The sequence below is a fragment of the Rhodococcus sp. P-2 genome, from assembly GCF_016598535.1.
Classification (GTDB): domain Bacteria; phylum Actinomycetota; class Actinomycetes; order Mycobacteriales; family Mycobacteriaceae; genus Rhodococcus_F; species Rhodococcus_F baikonurensis.
Genome location: NZ_CP066779.1, coordinates 3,830,372 through 3,846,183 on the forward strand (window position 1 = coordinate 3,830,372; position 15,812 = coordinate 3,846,183).

General features: G+C 62.0%; 12 protein-coding genes and 1 pseudogene. 9 read left to right on the plus strand and 4 right to left on the minus strand.

What is annotated here, in order from left to right:
- Complete coding sequence (locus tag I7X09_RS18215) at positions 1-828, minus strand: transglutaminase domain-containing protein (protein ID WP_200313211.1); 828 nt, start codon at positions 826-828, stop codon at positions 1-3.
- A gap of 61 nt (positions 829-889) precedes the next feature.
- On the opposite strand from I7X09_RS18215, the gene I7X09_RS18220 reads away from it, so the two are divergent.
- Positions 890-1,930 (plus strand): ABC transporter substrate-binding protein, encoded by a 1,041-nt coding sequence (locus tag I7X09_RS18220; RefSeq protein ID WP_200313212.1) that lies wholly within the window; start codon positions 890-892, stop codon positions 1,928-1,930.
- On the opposite strand, the gene I7X09_RS18225 is transcribed toward I7X09_RS18220, so the two are convergent.
- Complete coding sequence (locus I7X09_RS18225; RefSeq protein ID WP_200313213.1) at positions 1,905-3,197, minus strand: MFS transporter; 1,293 nt, start codon at positions 3,195-3,197, stop codon at positions 1,905-1,907. The genes I7X09_RS18220 and I7X09_RS18225 overlap by 26 nt on opposite strands.
- A gap of 132 nt (positions 3,198-3,329) precedes the next feature.
- Between I7X09_RS18225 and I7X09_RS18230 the strand changes: the two genes are divergently transcribed.
- The gene (locus I7X09_RS18230) at positions 3,330-4,451 is read left to right on the plus strand and encodes an endonuclease/exonuclease/phosphatase family protein (protein WP_200313214.1); all 1,122 of its coding nucleotides are present in this window, start codon (positions 3,330-3,332) and stop codon (positions 4,449-4,451) included.
- Here I7X09_RS18230 and I7X09_RS18235 read toward each other — a convergent pair.
- On the minus strand, positions 4,422-5,501 hold the full coding sequence (locus I7X09_RS18235) for an alpha/beta fold hydrolase (protein ID WP_166809884.1): 1,080 nt from the start codon (positions 5,499-5,501) through the stop codon (positions 4,422-4,424). The genes I7X09_RS18230 and I7X09_RS18235 overlap by 30 nt on opposite strands.
- Before the next feature lie 106 nt (positions 5,502-5,607).
- Between I7X09_RS18235 and I7X09_RS18240 the strand changes: the two genes are divergently transcribed.
- Positions 5,608-6,210: a TetR/AcrR family transcriptional regulator gene (locus tag I7X09_RS18240; protein WP_206029122.1), complete on the plus strand. Its 603-nt coding sequence runs from the start codon at positions 5,608-5,610 to the stop codon at positions 6,208-6,210.
- On the opposite strand, the gene pip is transcribed toward I7X09_RS18240, so the two are convergent.
- Positions 6,198-7,157, minus strand: coding sequence for a prolyl aminopeptidase (gene pip / locus I7X09_RS18245; protein WP_200313215.1), 960 nt, complete (start codon positions 7,155-7,157; stop codon positions 6,198-6,200). The two genes, I7X09_RS18240 and pip, sit on opposite strands and share 13 nt — an antisense overlap.
- A gap of 100 nt (positions 7,158-7,257) precedes the next feature.
- On the opposite strand from pip, the gene I7X09_RS18250 reads away from it, so the two are divergent.
- The 6 genes and pseudogenes from I7X09_RS18250 (at position 7,258) to I7X09_RS29445 (ending at position 15,795) form a co-directional block, all read left to right on the plus strand.
- Entirely contained in the window at positions 7,258-7,716 is a 459-nt protein-coding gene (locus tag I7X09_RS18250; RefSeq protein WP_019745870.1) for a hypothetical protein, read from the plus strand.
- A 4-nt stretch (positions 7,717-7,720) separates the two neighbouring features.
- Positions 7,721-8,317, plus strand: coding sequence for a hypothetical protein (locus tag I7X09_RS18255; RefSeq protein WP_124567990.1), 597 nt, complete (start codon positions 7,721-7,723; stop codon positions 8,315-8,317).
- Between the two features lie 84 nt (positions 8,318-8,401).
- Positions 8,402-9,016: a TetR/AcrR family transcriptional regulator gene (locus I7X09_RS18260; RefSeq protein WP_200313216.1), complete on the plus strand. Its 615-nt coding sequence runs from the start codon at positions 8,402-8,404 to the stop codon at positions 9,014-9,016.
- Between the two features lie 15 nt (positions 9,017-9,031).
- On the plus strand, positions 9,032-9,892 hold the full coding sequence (locus I7X09_RS18265; protein ID WP_095972294.1) for a 3-hydroxyacyl-CoA dehydrogenase: 861 nt from the start codon (positions 9,032-9,034) through the stop codon (positions 9,890-9,892).
- A 152-nt stretch (positions 9,893-10,044) separates the two neighbouring features.
- A complete protein-coding gene (locus I7X09_RS18270) occupies positions 10,045-11,088 on the plus strand; it encodes a ParB/Srx family N-terminal domain-containing protein (RefSeq protein WP_200313217.1) in 1,044 nt (347 codons plus the stop codon).
- A 182-nt stretch (positions 11,089-11,270) separates the two neighbouring features.
- Positions 11,271-15,795: pseudogene (locus I7X09_RS29445) on the plus strand (glutamate synthase-related protein).
- The last annotated feature ends 17 nt before the right edge of the window (positions 15,796-15,812 follow it).

Genomic DNA, 15,812 nt, shown 5'->3' on the forward strand with positions numbered 1-15,812 from the left:
TCAGAAAGTAAGCAGCTTCTCCGGCACGCGTAAATCCTCGTGCTCGTACAACGCTCGCACGGCCACGGGATCGTCAGTGGCGCAGACGTCGGCGATGTCGTCGAGCAGTACGTCGTACTCCGCACCGGCCTTTCCGTCGTAGGCGTCGGTCATGCGGCCCCACTCGTCCCATGGCAGGGTTTCGACTTTGTTCATCGCGGCAAGGTCTTTCACGGCGTTGCCGCGGATCTCGGCGGCTCCCCAGTTCTGGGTTCCGTACACCCCGAACTGGGAGGCGTCGATCTCGCCGCGTCGATACGCCAACCACGCCTCGCCGCCACTGAGGAATTCTCCCGGCTGCAGATCGTGGGCGTGAGGAAGCACGTTCTGTCCGAGGATCTCCGAGTCGATGCGGATCCAGCGCTTACCGGCGCCGTCCCAGTACTCGGTGATCCAGTGGTCGACGCCCTGTCCCGGTTGAAAGTAGGTGGCAAAACCACAGCGGACCCGCGCGGCAAAACCGCGATAGCGCAGAAACGCACAACTCAAAACGGCAAAGTGCCGACAGGTTCCGACGACCCTCTTGTCGGGCTCTCGGGCGGAGGTCACCGGTGCGGGATCGAGCGAGAGCAGCCTTTCGAGCAGAACACTTGCCGGCCGGATCTGGTTTTCGTCGAATCGGTCGGTGGTCAGATTCAGCGACTGCGCATCGGCGGGTTGAACGACCAGGTACGGGACCACCCGGCAAATGTCCACGGGATCGGCGGAGAGCGGCTCGATGGCGAGCAGATCCACCCCGTCGACGCGGGTGAACGGTCCTGCTGATGTGTAGTCGAGAACCGCCGTCATGAGCGGAGACTAACAAACACTGCGGACACAACCACTCCACTATGGTTAGGGTCCCGTAACCATGAAACCCGAGGTTGCCGTGAACCCCATGTTGAGCCGCCGTGCCATGCTGTCCGTCACCTTCGCCACGGCAGCAGGTTTTGCCCTTGCTGCCTGCGGCGACAGCGCGGAAGACGAATCCACTCCCGGCACCGAAGGTGGTCACGCCGAGGCCAACGCCTTCCCGGTGACGATCGACCACAAGTTCGGTTCCACCACCGTCGAGCAAGCACCCAGCCGCATCGCCGCGGTCGGTATCGGCGACGCAGACGTACTGCTCTCCCTCGGGCTGACACCTGTCCTGGTCCCGGTGTGGAAGGGATCGACCGACGACGGACTCGGCGTCTGGGCCGACTCGGCAGTTCAAGGCGCCGAGCCGACGCCGTTGGCCAACGCCACCACCGATTTCGACATCGAAACGATCGTGGCCGCAGCGCCTGACCTGATCATCGCCGTCAACAATGCGATCGACGAGGATCTGTACAAGCAGCTCAGCGCCATCGCGCCGACGGTGCTTCACGCGGCCGATCAGACGGATTGGGTTCTGCCCTGGCAGGAGGTCACGACCCGCATCGGTACCGCTGTGGGTGTTCCCGCGCAGGCACGGCAGGAGGTCCAGCAAGTGGAGGACCTCATCGTTCGTACCCGCGCGGAGAACCCCCAGTTCGAGGGCAAGACAGCAGCTCTCGTCATTCGCTGGAGTGACGGGAATCTTCGAGCGTTCAGCCCCGAGGCAGCGCGCGCTCAGCTGCTCACACAACTGGGGTTCACGGCGCCTGTCGCACTGAAGGATCGGTTCGCGGGCAAACTGAACTACGAGATCTCCGCCGAGAACTACGACCTCCTCGAGTGCGACTACCTGCTCTTCGACAACTACGAGAAGGCTCGTCCCGAGATGGAGACGCAGCCGGCGTTCACCAATCTGAACGTGGTCAAGACCGGCGGCCTGATCAGCTTGGACCCCATCGTCAGTGACGCGGTGTCCATGCCCAATCCGCTCACCATTCCGTTCGTGCTGGAAGATTTCGTAGCAAAGATCAATCAGACGATCGCGGGTCGATAACCTTCGTTCGACCGGACCACACCCACAACACCACAGCCGACACGGCCACGCAGACCGCAACGATCACCCATGGTGACGCCGGCGCTGCGTGGCCGTTGTCGACGAGGTCGTATACGAATCCGACTCCCACGGTTCCCAGGAGGGCGAGCAGACCGCCGATCGTGTTGAGCATGCCGAAGTGCGCTCCCAGATTGCTTTCGCGACCGAGGATCGCGATGGTGTCTCGCATCGGCGGCACCATCAACATCTGTCCCAGGTGCAGCAGCCCGATCCACACCGCAAGACCGACTATCTGGGTCGGCGCCGAAGTCGCGGCGCTGACGCCGGTGACCAGCGGAACCAGGAACGACACCGAAATGAGCACGAGCCCGAAGGTGATCGCGCGTCGATGCCCGATGCGGTGGGCGACCGCGACCGTCGGCCCCTGCCCGACGATCACCAAGACCGCTGCACCCACGTAGAACCACCCCAGCGCCGACTGTGAACCTATGCCGCGCTCGAGCTGTTCCGGAAGCATCAGGTACAGCTGGCTGTACGCAACCAATTGAAAACTGCAGAGCGTCGCGAAGAGTAGAAAGTTGTTGTTGGTCAGCACGCTTCGCCAGACGTCACGCAGCGTATAGGTCGAGACCTGACCCTCGTGTGCATCACCGGGCCGGGGGAACCAGATGAAGAACCCGACCCACATGATCGCGAAGAGCAACGCCGCACTCGACGCCGTCCACGAGAACGGAAACATCAGGAGTGCGGCACCCAGCGCCGGGCCGATCACGGTTCCCAGTCGGCTGCACATCTGTTCCACCGCAAACAAATCGGTACGACGCATAACTCCGGCGGACTCGAGTTCGCGTCCGTATTCCGCATTGGCCGACTCCACCGCGGGCGCGAAGAGTGCGGCAGCAAAACCGACCAGAAGCACGCCGACGATGACGGCCGCCATACTCTCGGCCAGTCCGAGCATCAGGAAGCCGACCACCCGAACGGCTATGCCCAGCAGGATGATCGGGCGCTTGCCGAACCTGTCGGCGAGGCTTCCACCGATGAAGAACATGCCCTGTTGGCTGAACATCCGGAGCCCGAGGACCAGGCCGACAACCCAGGCCGCGAATCCGAGATCCTCCGAAAGATGCACCGCGAGAAAGGGGACAACCAGGTAGAACCCGATGTTGAACAGCACCATCGAGAGCAGGAGCAGTTTCACCACCGGCGGCAGGACACGAACCTTCGCAAAGGTCTTGTTACCGGGGAAACGCTCATTGAGTACCACGATCAGAAGACTATTGCCCGCACGGCGTTCTGTGGAAATCTGCCATTTTGCAATTGGTTAACTGTCCGTTTAGGTAGCGATGGTAATCATCTTCCGGGGGTTCGAGCACACAACAACGAGAGCCGGGATTTGATGAATGGATTGACGCGCCGCCAAATGGTCAAGGCGATGGCGGTAGCCGCGGGCACAGTCACCGCGAGCGCATTTACATTGGGTGCCAATACTTCCGTCGCGGGGGCGAGTCCCGCGCAGGAAATCAAAGTGCTCTCGCTCAATACCTGGCACGGCGGAACCAAGATCAACGGTGGCTTGCAGCTGATCGCCGACATGATCATCTCGACCCAGGCGTCGATAGTTCTCCTGTCGGAAGCCGGCACTGCTACAACTGCATTGGCCGAGATGCTGACCGAATCGGGTAACACGTTCTACGGAGCTGCGTCCTCCGACGTGGGGATTCTCTCCAAGTTTCCGATCGAGGAAACAGCCGAGCTGAACTCGATGATCAAGGCAGTCGTGACGGTCGACGGCAAACAAACCGCTGCTTACTCGGCTCATCTGGCGTACACGTCCTACGCGACCTACCTGCCCCGCGGATACGGCGCGGGCGTTCCCAAACCTGGCGAGTTCTCCGAGTTCGGCTGGAACAAGATGCCGTCAGGCCCCGTCACGGATCCCGAGACGGTTCAGCGCGTGAACGTCAATTCGGGACGCCCCAAGGCAATTTCGACGTTTATCGACGATGCAGCACAAGAACGGGCCAAGGGCAGATCCGTCATACTCGGCGGCGATTTCAACGAACCGTCGGCCCTGGACTGGACCGACGGCACGCGAAATCTGTTCGACCACAACGGTGTCGTCATTCCGTGGGAATCCACCCGCCTGCTCGACCGAGCCGGATTCGTCGATGCATACCGCAGTCAGTACCCGAACCCGGCCACACACCCGGGCTTCACCTGGCCGTCCGACAATCCCGACGTCGACACCTCACAGCTCACCTGGGCACCCGAGGCAGACGAACGCGATCGGATCGACTACATTTTCGCCGACCGCGCGTCGGACCTGAAGCTGGGGGCCGTCGGAATCGTCGGTCCACGAAAGACGATCGTGCACAACAAAAGAGTGGAAGAGAACTCCCAGGACAACTTCATCGCTTCGCCGACGCCGTGGCCGACCGATCACAAGGCCGTTCTCGCGACGTATCGGTTTGCCGGCTTCGGCGGCGGGTCATCGACCGGTTCGTGGAGCGGTTCCTGACAGGGCATCTCGTAGCCAGTCGATCATCATCGGCGTCAACTCGGGCAGCTTGGTCACTGCGCAGTGCCCCGCATCCGGGATGACGTGTACCTGCGTGTTCGGACGCTCTTCGAAGAGTGTCGTGTCCGAGAGCGGAATGTGAACGTCGTCGGCCCCGTTGACCACAAGCATCGGGGTCCGGCCGTCGTCGGCGGCCATCAAGTCACTGCGATCGAAGGCCAGGAGACCCTGCACCAGCGCCTCTTTGGTTGCCGGCGCATCGAAACCCAGTGCGTTTCCGACGATGTCGCCCATACCGTAGACCAGGCGCTCCGCGTTCGCGGTCTCGAACGCACCCTTGACCGGTGCACCGATGTTGATCACGGCATCGACCGCGCCGGTCAGTCCCGACCGCACGGCGAAGTTGCCACCGAAGGAGACTCCCAGGTGCGCCACCTGCCCGTTGCCGAGAGCGCGAGCCGTCGATACGAGCCCGTCGATCACCTCGTCGCCGAAAGCATCAAGAGGAATGGGTGATTCACCGGTTCCCGGCTGATCGAAAGCAACTACCGTCACTCCGGCATTCTTCGCGAACGCACTGGCCAACGGATGCATGTCCATCTTCCAGCCGTCGACGCCGCCGCTGAGCAACAGGACGGGTGCGTCTTCGTACCTTCCGTCCACGGAGAGGATGTGTACCGGTAGCTCGATCTCGCCGGATCGGTAGGGCAGGGAGAGGATTCGACGCTCGAATTCGAGCCCGAATCCCGGTGCGGCCTTGACGTATTCGTCCACCTGATTCTGCAGGGCCCGACGTCGCGACTCGTTGGCCAGGACGGGGAACTTGGCGATTCCGTAGATCATCGCCGCGAGTGAATGATTGCCGTCGGCGGAGTACTTTGCTGCCAGCGCGGACCATTCGTACGACCAACCACCCGGCGCGTCGGCCCACGTCGAGTTGATGGACGCACGCAGTTCCTCGAGATCCGAGACGGGGAGCCCGAAGCTCAGAAACTGACCTGTGCGTTCTTCGAAGAGGCCTCGGTGATCGACAGGAAATTCGTATGACATGGGAAAACACCCCTCAATTCATCTCTAATGCAACGATCAGTTGCATTAGCCCAGTGAACCATGCGGTCACAACTAACACAACACCTTGTTGCGATAAGGTTGGCCCATGACCTCGACACCACAACGGCCCGGAGGGCGCAGCGCCAGGGTGCGTGAGGCAGTTCTGGCGGCCACCGCGGCCGAACTGTCCGAACGCGGATTCGCGGCGATGACCATCGAGGACATAGCCGCCCGTTCCGGAGTCCACAAGACCACGATCTACCGGCGATGGAGCACCTTGTCTCAACTCGTAGCCGACGCGGCCGTCGAAATATCGGCAACCACCGTTCCCATCCCGGACACCGGCTCCATCGAATCCGACCTGCGCGAGATGGCCAGATCGATAGTCGCACTGGTGACCAGCGAGTCGGGCGGCGCATTGGTGGCCGCACTGTTCTCGGACGCAGTCCGCACACCCGAGGTGGCGAGACTCAAGCGCGAGTTCTACTCCGCACGTTACGAACTGGCAGACATCGTGGTCCGCCGAGCAGTCGAACGCGGGGAGATCTCCGAGAAGGTCTCAGCCGCTGATCTTCTGGCGGCCGTAGCCGCGCCCATCTACTATCGCCTGTTGGTCGCCGATCTACCCGTCGACCGGTCGGTTGCCGATCGTGCTGCTGCCGGCGCGCTCGCCGCGGCCCACGCCGGAGCACTCGATCAGACCGAATGAGCCAGTGAATTCAGCGCTTCCACGATTGCCTCGTTGAATCCACCGCCGCCATGCCCGGCGCCGTCGAGTACCACCAATTCACTGCCCGGCCACCGCTGGTGGATCGCCCAGGCAGTGTCGAGTGGCCCGGAAATGTCATACAGTCCGTGCACGAGAATCGCGGGAATCTCGGCAAGACGGTCCATGCCGTCCAGGATCTGATTCGGCGCCAGGAAACAATCGTTGGCCCAGTAGTGCGTGACCAGCCTGGTCATCACTCGGCGGAAGTCGGGATTCTGGTATCGAACACTCGGAGTCCACCCCGGCATCAGCGACACATGCACGTCTTCCCAACGGCACCACTGCAACGCAGCGTTTTCCCGCACAACAGGATCCGGATCGGCGAGCAGTCGCGCGTAGGCCGCGGGGAGGTTTCCGTCACGCTCTTCCACCGGAAGCGGCGCGACGAACTCCTCCCATTCACGCGGAAATATTCTGCCCATGGCACGGGTGATCCACTCGATTTCGAGTCTCGTCCCGCCGGTGACCGCGCCCAATGCCATCGCGATCACCCGCCCGGGAAACGCTTGGGCGTACACCAGACCCAAACTGACGCCCCACGAAAGGCCGGAAACGAGCCATCGTTCGATACCGAGATGTTCACGAAGACGCTCGATGTCGTCGAGGATGTGCGCCGTCGTGTTCACGGTGAGATCGACGTCCGGGCCACTCGCGAGAGGAAGGCTGCGCCCACAGCCTCGTTGATCGAACAGAACTGCGCGAAAGGATTCGGGATCGAAAAAACGCCTGGCACCGACAGTGCATCCGGAACCAGGGCCACCGTGGAGATAGAGAACCGGGATGCCGGCCGGATTCCCGACGGTCTCCCAGTAGAGGCTCTGACCATCCGACACTTCCAACAACCCCGACTCGTATGGTTCGACGGCCGGGTACAGGACAGCGCTCATAGGCGGTAATTCTTCCATCAACCGACGTGTCCGGTAAGCAGCACGCGTGCGGGCTATGGCCTAGCGTGGACAGGACACCTCTGCGACGGGAGTACACCAGATGCGTGACGGGTTCAGGTTGCCGGGGTACGGCGGCGCCGCGGTCTTCCTTCGCAGTCATGCGGTTCCTGCCGCTGTCTTCGAATCCGACGTACCCACACTCGTTTTCGACGTGGGCCTGCTCAGCCCCGATCGATTCAATCAGTATCTCAGCAGACACACCGACGAAGGATTTGTCGAACGGCTGGCGGCGTTCTTCTTTCACGCGGCCGCAGACTTTCATCCCGAGAAATCTCTGCCGGCGTTCACCGACGAACGACTCGGACTGATGATCTCGGTCTGTTCCAGCACCGATCGGGAGGTGGAACTCGACTTCTCACTCGCCGAGGATCCCGAATCGGAGGACACCGAACGCGACGAGATGACCTTCGAGACAAGCCGAGTCGTCCTCGCGACCTCGGCGCAAACAGTTTCTCGACTCACCGGTGGAGTAACCACCCACTTCGACGGAGAGTGGTGACGACATGGGTTTCCTCTTCGAGGTTCTCGATTTTCCCGACGGCAGTCGGATGACCGACCTGTGGAACAACACGTGGGCCGAACCGGCAACCGGAGAGGAGATCGCTTCCGGTCACTTCATTCACCTGGGAGACGATCAGCACGTCGACGTGGAGACCGATTTTCTCAGTAGCCACCTCCCCTTCAACGTGGCAGGCTTCGGCGGAGTCTTTCCCGACGGCAAACCCTGGATGTTCGTCATGCAGAAGGCACCGGCCGACCTCGCGACCAGGCTGCGCGGCGAGGACGATCCACACTCACTTCTGCGCGGATCACTCGACCGCGCCATGTCTTTCAACCCCGATGCACTGGTGGCCGAGGAATTGTCCTGGAGGCATGATGATCTGCTGAAGGTGTACGAGGAAGAGGGAATCCCGGCGGTATCCGTTGCCGGTTGGTCGGCTGCAGATCTCCTGCGCGGTCTCTTGGCGCAGTGTTGCAACGTCGAACTCGCCGCCGTCGTCGCCGGATACCCCGAATGCGCCTACCCCCAATCGGTGCACGCATGCGAAGCCGACGTGTTCGCCGACGTGTTTGCCGGTTGGGTCAGCGGACTGCGGTGATGTGACGGAGGAGACGTCATCCTCCCGCAATTTCGGAGTAGACTCATTTATGAGCGTGATCCGAAATGAGACGAGGTGAGCGGGATGACGAAGCCGGACCAAGGGCTGGGCCGTCGCGAACGCAACAAGCTCGAAAAGCAGACACGCATCTTCGACGCCGCGGCCGAACTGTTCGAGGAAAAGGGCTACAGCGCGGTCACCACTCAAGAGATTGCCGACCGCGCCGATGTAGCCGGCGGAACCCTCTTTCGTTACGCCGCAAGCAAAGCCGAGCTGCTGCTCATGGTGTACAACGCGGAGTACCGTAAGCAGATCGAACTGGGAGAAGAGCGTGAGGCCAAGTCGGCGGACACAGAAGCTCGTGTGCTCGAGCTGGTTTCACCCCTGCTGATCGCAAGTCGCCGAAACGACGAGAACACCGGCATCTACCAACGCGAGGTGTTGTTCGGCGAGCCCAGCGAATGCTTCCGGGCCGAAGGCCTGGAGCTCTCGCAACGCCTGCAAACGCGGATTGCACAAATCCTGCACGAGGGTCACCCCCACCACACCACACGAACCACCACTGCAGCGCGAACGATTTCCAACGTGCTGCACTTCGAAATAGCCCGCGCGGCATTGGACCGGATCACGGCTGACGAACTCACGAACATCGTTGCAGCACAGGTACGATTGACGCTTGCCGGACTACCCACCGAATAGGATTGAGGATCGAAAATGACTGAATTGAAGCAGATCACCGTTCTGGGTACCGGAGTCCTCGGCTCACAGATCGCCTATCAGAGCGCCTATCACGGCTTCGACGTCGTCGCGTACGACATCAACGCCGAGGTCATCGAGAAGGCCAAGGCTCGGTTCGACTCGTTGGCCGCGGCCTACAAGGCCGAGAACGTCGAGGGCGCCAAGGAAGGTAAGGCCGACGAAGCACTGCAACGTATTACGTACTCGTACGATCTCGCCGAAGCCGTCGCCAAGGCCGATCTTGTCATCGAGGCAATTCCCGAGGACATCGCCATCAAGCGCGACACCTACGAGAAGCTTGCCACGGTAGCTCCTGAGCACACGGTGTTCGCAACCAACTCGTCGACGCTTCTCCCGAGCGACCTCAAGGAGTTCACCGGTCGACCCGAGAAGTTCCTCGCACTGCACTTCGCAAATCACGTGTGGGTCAACAACACTGCCGAGGTGATGGGCACCGAGTCCACCGACCCCGCCGTGTACCGCGAGGTCGTCGAGTTCGCGAAGAACATCGGCATGGTGCCGATCGAGCTCAAGAAGGAGAAGGCGGGCTACGTACTCAACTCGCTACTGGTCCCGCTCCTCAATGCAGCATCCGATCTGCTGATCGACGGCATCGCCGATCCCGACATGGTCGACAAGACTTGGCGTATCGGCACCGGAGCCCCGTTCGGCCCCTTCCAGATCATGGACGTCGTCGGGTTGACCACCGTCTACAACATCTCCTCCCAGGGCGGCGAGAAGCAGCGCGAATTCGCCGACTACATCAAGAAGAACTACATCGACGAGGGCAAGCTCGGCGTCGCTGTCGGCGAGGGCTTCTACAACTACAAGAGCTGATCAACCAACCGGCTCACCGCGCGGTGGCTACGACGTGAATTCACGTGGTAGCCACCGCGCGGACGTCTGTTGTCAGTAAGTCCGAAACCACCCTGAGCGATTGTGACGCAAGCTTCCTCACGTGCGAACCCACCCTCAGGAGAGATCCCCACATGCGTCGTTCCGCCATCTCGGCACTCACAACACTGGCACTGCTCGGCGCCGGAACATTGGCGGGCACACCCGCCGTCGCCGCTCCCCTCGCGTGTGGCGGCATCTCCACCGGTTCGTTCTCAGGCTCCGCCGGCGGCTCGGAGTACCTGTGCGCCAAGGAAGGTGACCTTCTGGACGTTCGCATCGGCGACGTTCACGCGACACAACCTTCCCTCGGCTACGACGAGGTGTACTACAAGCTCGGGCGCTACACGCTCGGAAAAGACACGATCAACAAGAAGTTCGACGACTGGTGCGAGGCGAACGGCCAGATCCAGGCCGCGACCGCTACTGCGGCGTCGACACTGAAGGACCCGTCGTCCTTCACCTGCCAGATCCCGGTGGGTCAGGAAACCGCTGAGAGCATCGCGCCCATGAAGACCGTGGTCGTCGGCCCCCGCGGCGATCTCTACCTGACCGACGGTCACCACACCCTCACGTCCTTCATCGAGACGGCCGACGGAGGTCCTGACCTGCACGTGCGACTCCGAGTTCTCGGCAACCTCAGCGGCCTGACCGAAGGCGCCTTCTGGACGGAGATGGAAAAGAACAAGTGGGTCTGGTCGCGTGACGTCGTCGGAAACCAGGTGCCGGTCCAGTCCCTGCCGAAAAGCGTCGGCCTGGCGAACTTCGCCGACGACAAGTACCGCAGCCTGATGTATTTCTCCCGCGACATCGGATTCGCTGCAGGCTCGATCCCGTTCCAGGAGTTCTACTGGGGCGCGTGGGTCCGCGACACCGCGCCCGTCGACCTCACCAACTGGAATCGCGATGATCTCTCCAGCTACCTGAGCACGGTGAAGTCGGTGACCAAAGCGCAGACCGCGTTGGCGGGCGATGCGGTCGTCGACAGCGGATTCACTGCCACCGATCTTGGTGTCCTGCCGGCCTGGAACGATGGCAAAGCGGAGTCCAAGGGCGAGTTCGCAAAGCTCTCGAAGCCGTACACAGACGACAAGCCGGGCAAGATCGCTTACGCCCTCGCCTACAAAGCAACCCTCTGACCTGCTCAGATCCAAGTCACACCCAGCAGACTTGACTAAGGTAAGCCTCTACTCAGTAGTCTGATCCCATTCGGGTGCCGCTTCATCGAAGCAGCGACGCCCTGCCCTGACGGAATACATGCCGTCGTATCTGCCCGGTCGAACAATCTCCGGGCAACCAGGACAGGGAGAAGGTTGCTGCAGTGAGTACGTCCATCGTCGGTTTGTACGACCCCGCAGATGACAAGAGCAGTTGCGGGGTCGGGTTCATCACGCGCAAGGACGGCGTGCAGACCCACGATGTCCTGATCAAGGGCCGCGAAGCACTCTGCTCGGTCCCGCACCGCGGCGGTATGTCCTCCGAGGGTGTCGGCGACGGTGGCGGCGTCTCGGTGGACCTCTCCCTCCGGTTCTTCCGCAAGGTCACCGGGCGCTCCGACCTCCGTGCCGGCCGCTTCTGCGTCGGCAACTTCTTCCTTCCCGACGACGACGCCCAGCATGCTCGTGCAGCGACTCTGGTGGAACGCGAACTTCTCGACAGAGGCTTCACCACCCTCGCAGTGCGCGACATCCCGGTCGACAACTCGTCGATTCGGCCGGCCGCGATCGCGCATCAGCTTCCGATCAGGCAGTGGATCTTCGAGGTCCCCACTCCGCGTCCCGAGCCCGCGGTAGTCGATCGCCTCGTGCACGAGGCGCTGCTCGCCATCGAAGCCATCGCGTACAACACGCCTGCGCTGCGCGGGTTGTACCCACTCTCGCTCAGCGCGAGAACACAGGTTCTCAAGGGCCGCTTGAACTCCGACGAAGTGATCCCGTACTTCCGCGACCTGGTCGACCCCGATCACGCCGTACACACGATGTACTTCCACACGCGGTTCTCGACCAACACGGACCCGCATCCCACGATGGCGCAGCCGTTCCGGTTCATGGCTCACAACGGAGAACTGAACACGGACAAGAAGAATCGGCTTTCCGAAGCTGCCGTCGCCAGCGCGAAACGACGCGCGATCGTCCGTCCGCCCGGCCAGTCCGACAGTTGCCGACTGGATCAGACCCTGGAAGCTCGCGTCATCGAGGACAGTGTCGACCTGGTGGCGGCTGTGGTCTCGATGATGCCGCCGGCCTGGGAAAACGACACCACCCTCTCCCCTGCGGTGCGGGCGATGTTCGAGTACTTCTCGCTGTACGAGGAGAAAAACGACGGACCGGCAGCGCTGGTCTTCGGCGACGGCACCATCATCGGTGCACGCCTCGATCGCCTCGGCTTGCGTCCACTACGCACGATCGAGACCCACGACTACGTGTGCGCATTCTCCGAAGCCGGACAGATCGCGTTCCCACCCGAGACGGTGATTCACCGTGGCCGCGTCGAAGCCGGCGGAATGCTCTACTTCGATCATCGAGATCGCCACACCTACACTGCCCGCGAGGCCCTGGAAAAGATTGCTGCACAGCGTGATTACCAGTCTCTGGTGGAGCAGTCACGAATCCTGATCGAGGACATTGCCTCCGTACCTGCGGAGAAGGTGAGCTCACCGACGCGCTACAACGGAACCTTCGAGGTTCATCAGCGCTACATGGCGTACTCCCTGGATCAGGAGAGCTTCAAATTCCTGATGGATCCGATGCTCACGCACGGAGCCGAGAAGGTCTCCGCCATGGGCTACGGCAACGCCATCAACGCGTTCAGCGGGAACAGAACAATTCGAGGCTCTGCGTCTCCTTCCCCTCGGACGGCTCGACGACGCCTTCCGCCTCGACGCCGGGGCATACCGGGCGACGAGCTTCGACCGGTTGACCACCGAACAGATCGACGACTTCGACATCACCGCCGGGTACCGGAACTTTTCTACTGTCATGGCTGCGGAACGATTGCGTCGTCCCGCCGCGCTGCGCGACGTCATCTCCGTTCCCGGCGATGTCACATTTGCGGTGACGACAGCCGAGTTCGCCGAGCAGATCAGCCGATTCTCGGTACACGGCAATACGACGATCGTGATGCGTGGAATCCAGTGTGAATCCGCCGCAGACCGCGGGTACACACTTCGCCTGGACGGACCACTGGCCGACGACGCCGCACGCCGGGCAGCACTCGGAAACGCTCTCACCGCTATCTTCTCGGGCGATATCTCCATCGAAGCCACCGCACCGGATCTGGTTCTGAAGGCAACCGGTATCGGGGCCCAGTTCCTGTCCAAGTTGCGGGTCGCACAGGCAGGTGTTCCTCTCTCCGAGGTGCAGAGCGCCAGCGACATCACTCCGAAGTTGGCGTCGGGAGCCATGAGCCACGGCGCGCTCAATGCTCCGGCACACGAAGCCGTCGCGCATGGCACGAACATGGTCGGCGCGATGTCCAACAGCGGTGAAGGTGGTGAACACCTGTCCCGTTACAACACAATTCGAGCATCGCGTATCAAGCAGTTTGCATCCGGTCGATTCGGAATCTGGGCGGGATACCTCGCCGACCCGATGCTCGAAGAGATCGAGATCAAACTCGGCCAAGGTGCAAAACCCGGCGAGGGCGGCCAGCTTCCGGCAGCCAAGGTCACCGTCGACATCGCTGCGGCCCGCGGTGGAACCCCCGGTGTCGAACTGGTTTCACCGCCGCCTCACCATGACACGTACTCCATCGAGGACCTCGCTCAGCTCATCCACGACTGCAAGGCAGCGCGCATTCGGGTGATCGTGAAGTTGGTGTCCTCGGAAGGTATCGGCACCATCGCCGTCGGAGTCGCCAAGGCCGGCGCTGACGTCATCAACGTCGCCGGAAACACCGGTGGCACCGGCGCCGCTTCCGTGACCAGCCTCAAGTACGCGGGCCGCGCGGCCGAGGTCGGTATCGCAGAGGTCCATCAAGCTCTGTGCGCCAACGGTCTTCGTCAGAAGGTCGTTCTTCGATGCTCGGGCGCACATCAGACCGGCAGCGACATCATCACCTCGGCACTACTCGGCGCAGACAGCTTCGAGTTCGGCACATCGGCGCTGATGATGATGGGCTGCGTCATGGCCAAGAACTGCAACATCAAGTGCCCCGCAGGCCTGACCACCAACCCGGAACTGTTCGACGGCGATCCCCGTGCCATGGCGCAGTACCTTCTCAACATCGCTCACGAAACTCGGGAACTGTTGGCAAATCTGGGAATGCGATCCCTCCAGGAAGCGCGAGGACGAACCGACCTCCTGCATCTGATCGATCACCCGTCCATCGTCGGCAATCTGAACCTGGGCGCGATGTTCGCGTCGGCGCCGGACATCACCGTCGACAATCCCGTGTACCTCGAGCGTGAGTACGCGCTCGACGAGAAGATCATGGACGAGGTTCGCACGGCACTCTTCGACCGTGGCGAGGCCTCGGTCACCTTGTCCGGACCCGAATTCGCCGAAGGTGCACTGCACCTGGGGAACCGGAACAAGAGCGTCGGCGGGCAGTTGGCGGTCGACCTCGAACGCGAACTCAACTACGGAGCGGCCGGGCTTCTCGCTCCGGGAGTGCTGACCGACGAACGTGGGCGACGGTACTTCGCTCCGGGCAGCGTACGCGTCCTGACGACCGGATCTGCGGGCCTGTCGTTCGGCGCATTCTGCAACGACGGCATGCACCTGGAGCACACCGGGACATGCAACGACGGCGTGGGAAAGAGCATGAGCGGCGGCGTGATCGCCGTGCGCAGCCCTGGCGGCGGCTCCAGTGACGCCGGCGGAAACGTGTTGATCGGCAACTTCGCTCTCTTCGGCGCCACCGGTGGGCGAGTGTTCGTCGAAGGTGAAGCAGGCGATCGCTTTGCGGTTCGCAACTCCGGAGCCAGCGCTGTCGTCGAAGGCGTCGGCGACTTCGCCGGCGAGTACATGACAAACGGTGCCGTCCTGAATCTCGGCGAGTTCGGTAAGGGCGTCGGCAACGGCATGAGTGGTGGGTTCTTCTACCAGTACGACCCTCGCGGCGAGCTTGCACTGCGAGCGAGCACCGACTCCGTGCTGTTGGGGTCGATCACCGCTGCGACCGACCCTCTTGCCGCCGTCCACAACCACGCAGTGCAACTCCTTCTCGAACTGCATGTGGAGGCAACGGGATCCGCGCTCGGAACCCGATTGCTCGAGAACTGGGAAGTCGAACAGCACTCGTTTGTCTACGCGATGCCCAAGGCGCTGATGCTCTACCAGGACAGCGACGCCATCCTTGCCGCCAAAACGCACAAAGAACTTCTCGATGAGTTGGCTTCCGCCATCGCGGCGCGGCAGGTACGCACCTTCAAACTCGCGGTACGAGACGAGCATCCCGCACTCGGCGGCGCAGTCCCCGGTTACGGAGAAACCGATACCGCAACGATGTACGCACTCCTCAGCGAGTACACCGTGCTTCACTTCGCCCAACAACTCGCCGCGGCCCGCACCCCGAATGCGTCGGGACCCGACGATCCAGCAGTTCAGAAGGCAGCTCGCAATCTGGTGCTGACCGAGGACTTCGCCCTCGTCCAGCACCTGGTGAAGTACTCGAAAGAGATTCTGGCCGACTACGACGACGAACAGTTGGCCGCGCTGATTGCAGCCAAGCGGGTCGACGACTACAAGCAGGCGTTGAGTCTGCGCAACGTGCTGGCGATGGACAGCCCGGCGACGTACGGGTGGATTCTTTTTCAAGACAACAAGAACCGGGACAAACTCGGATCCCTGCCGAACTTCGACGAGTTGTTCGCTTCACGTGCGATCCCCGACCTGGTGTCCTGACCTCTCCCCCGAACGTA